Below are 4800 nucleotides of genomic sequence, written 5' to 3' on the forward strand. Positions count from 1 at the left end.
CTTGAGGGAGAGCTGGAGCGGATAGTCCGCATGCTGGAGCTGGCAGCCCCCGCACTGACCGAAGGCGGAACATCGCGGGGCGGTCCGCCCCGGCGACGGGCGCACCACGGACACGGTCCGCGCGAGGGCGAAATCCTTGCGTCGCTTCACCAGCTCCGCCTCCACGAGCTCCCCCGGCAGCGCCCCCGCCACGAACACCACCCCGCGGTCCGTGCGGGCGATGCCGCTTCCATCGCTCGACAGCCCCGCAATCTCGAGCCGCAGCCTTTCCCCCGCAGGATTTGCTTGAGAAGATCTTGATTGAGAATACCTCGATTGCGAAGACCCCGACCGTACCGAACGTTCCACCCGCAAAACCCCCATCGTGACAAATTCTTCGCTCTTGCCTTACGTATCCGCCCCTGCGACTATCATACTCCCCGGGCCGCCCCTCCATGAGGACGAAAACGGGGACGGACGACGCAGTCCGCCCCCGGCCCTTTCGGTGAGTGGATCCCCTCCGCCTATTTGAAAAATTTCTCGTAATAGCCGAACGCGAAGATCACGAGCATGATCGCCGGCACGACGTAGACCAGATAGCCGCGCAGCGCATGGGGGAACTTGAGGCCGTGCCCCGCGTCGGCCTCGGCGATGAAGTTGTCCCATCCCCAGCCGTAGCGCGTGGTGCAGAACAGCAAGTACACGATGGAGCCCAGGGGCAGCAGGTTGTTGCTGACGATGAAGTCCTCCAGGTCCAGGATGATCGTCCCCTTCCCCAGGGGCGCGACGTGCGACCAGACGTTGAAGCCCAGGACGCAGGGCAGGGAGAGGATGAAGATGGCGAAGAAGTTGAACGTACTGGCCTTCTTCCGGCTCCAGCCCAGCAGGTCCATGGAGTTGGCGATAAGGTGCTCGAACACCGCGACGACCGTGGACATGGCCGCGAAGCTCATGAACAGGAAGAACAGGGCGCTCCAGAGACGGCCCTGCGGCATGTGGTTGAACATGTTGGGCAGCGTCACGAAGATCAGGCCCGGCCCGGCGTCCGGGCTGACGCCGTAGGCGAAGCAGGCCGGGAAGATGATCAGGCCCGCCGTGATGGCGACGATGGTGTCGAGCGCCGTGATGATGATCGACTCGCCCGTCAGGGAGCGGTCGCGCCCGATGTAGCTGCCGAAGATCGCCATGCTGCCGATGCCCAGGCTGAGGGTGAAGAACGCCTGCCCCATGGCGGCGTAGACGCTGTTCCAAAGCCCGTTCGCCACGAGGTTTTCAAAATTCGGCTTCAGGTAGAAGTCCAGGCCCTTCTCCGCCCCGGGCAGGGTCACGGACCGGACGGCCAGGGCTATCATGATGAGCAGGAGCCCGCACATCATGATCTTGGTGATGCGCTCGACGCCCGAGCGAAGGCCGATGTAGCAGATGGCCGACCCGATCAGGACCGTCAGGAGGAGCCAGAAGCTCAGGGTCCACGGGTTTCCCAGCATGCCCCCGAAACAGGCTCCGATCGCCTCGGGCGAGAGCGCTTCCAGGCCGCCCGTCGCGGCATACCAGGTATAGGCCAGCATCCAGCCCGTTACCGTGGTGTAGAACATCATCAGGATGTAGTTCCCGGCCATCGCGAGATAGCCGAAGACCGACCATCGGCTCCCCTTGGGCTCGAGGACCTTGAAGGAGCCCGCAACGGCCTGCCGCGAGGCCCTTCCGACCGCGAACTCCATGACCATGATGGGCATCGCCAGAAGGACCAGGAAGAGCAGGTAGAGCAGAACGAAGGCAGCGCCGCCGTATCGCCCCGTAATATAGGGGAAGCGCCACACGTTTCCCAATCCTATGGCGCACCCCGCCGACAGGAAGATGAACCCCATCCGGCTCCCCAGCGATTCTCTGTTGCGTCTCTCCTCCATCCGCCGCATCCCCTTTTCAGTTTTTCAGTTGGAATAAGGAATCCCCAAACCATGAGGCGTGCCGCCCCCGGATAGGTCATTCTCCCAGTTCGAAAGCCTCGGCCACCTCCCGGAGCTTCTCCGGTATCGGGATGCCCTGGGGGCACTTCGGCACGCAGGCCCCGCAGCTGACGCAGGCCGATGCGCGCTTGCCGTCCCGGTCCGGGGCCAGGACATAGCGATAGTTTCGTCCCTGGAGCTCCCAGTTGCCGGATATCGCCGCAGTGTTCAGGTTCGTGAAGCACTGGGGGATGTCCACGCCCTGCGGGCAGGGCTTGCAGTAGGCGCAGGCCGTGCAGGGGACCCTCATGCGGTCGGAGAAAAATTTCCATACCCGGTCCGCAAAACGGCGCTGCGCATCGGACAGCCCGCCCGGCCGTCCCCGGTCGGCGCTGGCCAGGTTCTGGGAGAGCTGCTCCGGCGTGGTCATGCCGCTCAACACCACGGATACCCCGGGATGGTCCCAGACCCAGCGCAGCCCAAGGTCCGCGAGGTTGGGGGAGGAGTACCCGGCCTCCCGGGCCTCGTCCCGGAGCGGTTCGGGGACGGGCAGACTGATGTTTCCGCCCTTCAGCGGCTCCATCACCACGACGCCGATTCCCTTTGCTGCGGCGTACTCCAGTCCCGCCGCCCCCGCCTGAAAGTTCCGGTCCAGAAGGTTGTATTGGATCTGGCACATGTCCCAGGGATAGGCGTCCACGATCGTTCGGAAGGTATCGAGGCCGTCGTGGAAGGAAAAGGCGATGTGCCGTATCTTTCCCGAGGCTTTGGCCCGTTCCATGAACTCGAGCGCGCCCATCTCCGTCAACTTCCGCCAGCGGGCCGCACTCAGGGAGTGGAGCAGATAGAGGTCCACATGGTCCGTGCGCAGAAAACCCAGCTGTTTCTCCAGAAAATCGTCCATGTCCCTCGGTTCGTGCACCAGCCATACGGGAAGCTTCGTCGCCAGCGTGATCCTGTCCCGGTACCCCTTGATGGCGCGGCCGACGAACTCCTCGCACTTGCCCTCGTGATAGGGCCAGGCGGTGTCGAAATAATTGATGCCGCCGTCGAAGGCGGCGCGCATCAGCCGCTCGGCTGCGGGCTCGTCGATTCCTCCCCCGGCGGTTACGGGCAGGCGCATGCACCCGAAGCCCAGGATCGAGAGCTCCTTTCCGACGGCCGGAATCGTCCTGTAAAGCATCGAAACACCCCCATCGAGCGATTTAATTCCGCGTATTATATCAGGATTGAAACTTGGGGGAAATACCAATGAAAAATCAATAAAAATTTATAGAGACGCGCAGGGAGCCCCTCCTCGAGCGCGGGGGCGCGGATACGGGGACAAGCCACTGCCGCCGGAGGGGAGCGGCGGGACGGTACAGGCTGCCATTTGAACGGCGAGAGAAATTTGATATTTTTCGACGAATGGCGTATAATAATCTTTTAAAAATGGAATCCTTGAAAAAAGGAGGATGGGAACGGAGGTGAAAAAATGGAATATGGAGCAACAAAGCTGGTGTACTCCGACGGAAAGCCGTTGTGGCTGACCGCGGACGGCTCGTTCATCCCCGCGCGGTGCCGGAATGACGGGTCTCTCGCCAACGAGGCGCTTTTCCTCAGGGATCCCCGGAGAGGCGGCGCGGTGCGGAGGATCGTCCGCTAGCCGTCGAGATGGCGAGAAAAGGCTTCACACGGCCCTCGGGCTGCCTTTATAACGGAATATCAGGGCATCCATGCCCTTGTAACCCAGGTATCTTCCGCGATATAAAGCAGGGAAGTCTCGGTGGGGCCGGAGTCTTTTGGGGACTCCGGCCCCGTTGCGTTCTCCCCCCTCCTCTCTAAGATCGTTTTTTCCGCTCCTTCAGAGACTGCGCGGCGGGCAGCCCGTAGGCAGGCTCCGCGTACAGGACGGCGTTGGCAATGGCGCGCGCCATGGTTCGCGCGCCAAGGATGCCGACGACGTTGACGTCCACCTCCACCTCGCCCGTGGCGAGAAGGAAGATCGTGTCCCCGTCCCACATCGTGTGTACGGGGCGCATCGCGCGGGCAAAACCGTCGTGTGCCATCGAGGCGGCCTTGGCGGCCTGCGACTTCGAGAGGCGGCCGTTAGTCACAACCACTCCGATGGTAGTGTTGCCGCCGAAGAGATGGCCCGTCTCCGCATAACGGCGGCACATCTCGGCCTCCGTGTCCAGGATCGTCCCCAGCCTCTCGTCCAGGAGCCCTGCAAGGACAGTTCCCGTGTCGGGTTCCAGCACGTCCCCCAGACAGTTGACCGCAACGATGCTCGCCACCCGAAGCGCTTCCACCTCCAATCCGTAATGGCCGAAACCGCCCTTCATGGATCGCCCAATGCCGAACAGCTTGCCCACGAAAGCCCCGGTTCCGGCTCCTGCGTTGCCCTGTGCCGGCGGCAGGGCCGAGGCGTTTCGGCAGGCCGCGTACCCCATCTCTCTATCGGGGCGGACCTTCGGGCTCCCGACGGGAAGATCGAACAGCGACGCCCCACAGACGATGGGGACGCGCGCAACCTGGACGTCGAAGCCGACGCTGCGCTCCTCAAGACAGGCCATTACCCCGGACGCCGCGTCGAGCCCGAAGGCGCTGCCTCCGCTAAGGACCACTGCATGGATTTTCTCCACCATGTTGACGGGGTTCAGGAGATCCGTCTCGCGCGTCGCCGGGGCGCCACCCCGAACGTCCACCCCTGCGGTTGCGCCGGCCTCGCAGACCAGGACGGTGCACCCCGTGCCCGCCTCCACATCCTGCGCATGCCCCACGCGTATTCCTGCGATGTCCGTAACGGCAATCTCCCTGAACATCGAAGCCCCCTAATCCGCCATAAATGACAGCACTCTGCCGATGGCGATGAGGACCCCCGCGATCCCCTCAC

General features: G+C 63.3%; 5 protein-coding genes. 1 reads left to right on the forward strand and 4 read right to left on the reverse strand.

Going from position 1 to position 4800, the window contains the following annotated elements:
- The 3 genes from ABLA28_RS10430 to ABLA28_RS10440 form a co-directional block, all read right to left on the reverse strand.
- The coding region (locus tag ABLA28_RS10430; RefSeq protein WP_347713609.1) for a TRAM domain-containing protein at positions 1-348 on the reverse strand (348 nt) is incomplete at its 3' end.
- A 155-nt stretch (positions 349-503) separates the two neighbouring features.
- Positions 504-1886: a sodium-dependent transporter gene (locus ABLA28_RS10435; protein WP_347713610.1), complete on the reverse strand. Its 1383-nt coding sequence runs from the start codon at positions 1884-1886 to the stop codon at positions 504-506.
- A gap of 76 nt (positions 1887-1962) precedes the next feature.
- On the reverse strand, positions 1963-3108 hold the full coding sequence (locus ABLA28_RS10440; protein ID WP_347713611.1) for an aldo/keto reductase: 1146 nt from the start codon (positions 3106-3108) through the stop codon (positions 1963-1965).
- Positions 3109-3399: 291 nt separating this feature from the next.
- On the opposite strand from ABLA28_RS10440, the gene ABLA28_RS10445 reads away from it, so the two are divergent.
- Positions 3400-3570 carry a hypothetical protein gene (locus ABLA28_RS10445; protein WP_299300070.1) on the forward strand — a complete coding sequence of 57 codons (171 nt, stop codon included), beginning with the start codon at positions 3400-3402 and terminating at the stop codon, positions 3568-3570.
- 175 nt (positions 3571-3745) lie between these two features.
- Here the strand turns inward: ABLA28_RS10445 and ABLA28_RS10450 are convergent, their stop codons facing one another.
- Positions 3746-4729 (reverse strand): P1 family peptidase, encoded by a 984-nt coding sequence (locus ABLA28_RS10450; RefSeq protein WP_347713612.1) that lies wholly within the window; start codon positions 4727-4729, stop codon positions 3746-3748.
- Positions 4730-4800 lie beyond the last annotated feature (71 nt).

The organism is uncultured Fretibacterium sp., from assembly GCF_963544685.1.
In the GTDB taxonomy this organism is placed as follows: Bacteria; Synergistota; Synergistia; order Synergistales; family Aminobacteriaceae; genus CAJPSE01.

What these genes read in the sequence shown, in the direction of transcription:
- ABLA28_RS10445 (WP_299300070.1), top strand. Translation starts at nt 3,400, where the DNA reads ATGGAATATGGAGCAACAAAGCTGGTGTACTCCGACGGAAAGCCGTTG.
- ABLA28_RS10435 (WP_347713610.1), bottom strand. Translation starts at nt 1,886, where the DNA reads ATGGAGGAGAGACGCAACAGAGAATCGCTGGGGAGCCGGATGGGGTTC.
- ABLA28_RS10440 (WP_347713611.1), bottom strand. Translation starts at nt 3,108, where the DNA reads ATGCTTTACAGGACGATTCCGGCCGTCGGAAAGGAGCTCTCGATCCTG.
- ABLA28_RS10450 (WP_347713612.1), bottom strand. Translation starts at nt 4,729, where the DNA reads ATGTTCAGGGAGATTGCCGTTACGGACATCGCAGGAATACGCGTGGGG.